This is a genomic window from Rhodococcus jostii NBRC 16295, from assembly GCF_001894825.1.
Taxonomy (GTDB): Bacteria; Actinomycetota; Actinomycetes; order Mycobacteriales; family Mycobacteriaceae; genus Rhodococcus_F; species Rhodococcus_F jostii.
The window spans coordinates 1-783 of the sequence record NZ_BCWY01000261.1 but is presented as its reverse complement, the minus strand read 5'-3'; the positions used below and the strand labels follow the sequence as shown (position 1 = coordinate 783).

The window sequence follows — 783 nt, the reverse complement described above, 5'->3', positions numbered from 1 at the left end:
GCCCGCTCCGCCATCCCGATCGCCCGCATGCAATGGTGAATCCGACCCGGACCCAGACGCGCCTGCGAAATCGCGAACCCCTCCCCCTCACCCTCGAGGACGTCCTTCACCGGCACCCGCACATCCGCGAAATCGATCTCCGCATGCCCCTCCCGATCCTGATACCCGAACACCGGCAACCCCCGCATCACCGTCACCCCCGGCGCATCGATCGGCACCACCATCATCGACTGCTGCCGATGCGGCGCCGCCGACGGATCCGTCTTCCCCATCACGATCAACACCCGGCAATTCCGATGCAACGCATTCGACGCAAACCACTTCCGCCCGTTCAGCACATACTCGTCACCGTCCCGGACCATCGACAACTCCACATTCGTCGCATCCGAACTCGCCACCGCCGGCTCCGTCATCGCGAACGCAGACGCCATCGTCCCCTCCAGCAACGGCGTCAGATACTTCTCCTTGTGCTCCGCCGTCCCGAACAGCTCGAGCACCTCCATGTTGCCCGTGTCCGGCGCATTACAATTGCACGCCTCCGACGCAATATGGCTGCGCCCCATGATCTCCGCCAACGGCGCATACTCGAGATTCGACAACCCCGCACCCGTACCCGGATGCGGATGGAACAGATTCCACAACCCCCGACGCCGCGCCTCCACCTTCAACTCCTCCAGCACCGGCGGCTGGAAATGCGGATCACCCGACTCCCGCATCTGCTCCTCGTACACCGCCTCCGCCGGATACACATGCGAATCCATGAACTCCAGCAGATCGGTCTGG

At 63.9% G+C, this 783-nt stretch carries 1 protein-coding gene; it reads right to left on the bottom strand.

What is annotated here, in order from left to right; all coding sequences use genetic code 11:
• Positions 1 to 783: acyl-CoA dehydrogenase family protein (locus RJ1_RS45095; RefSeq protein WP_073371183.1), on the bottom strand; the 783-nt coding region annotated here is incomplete at both ends.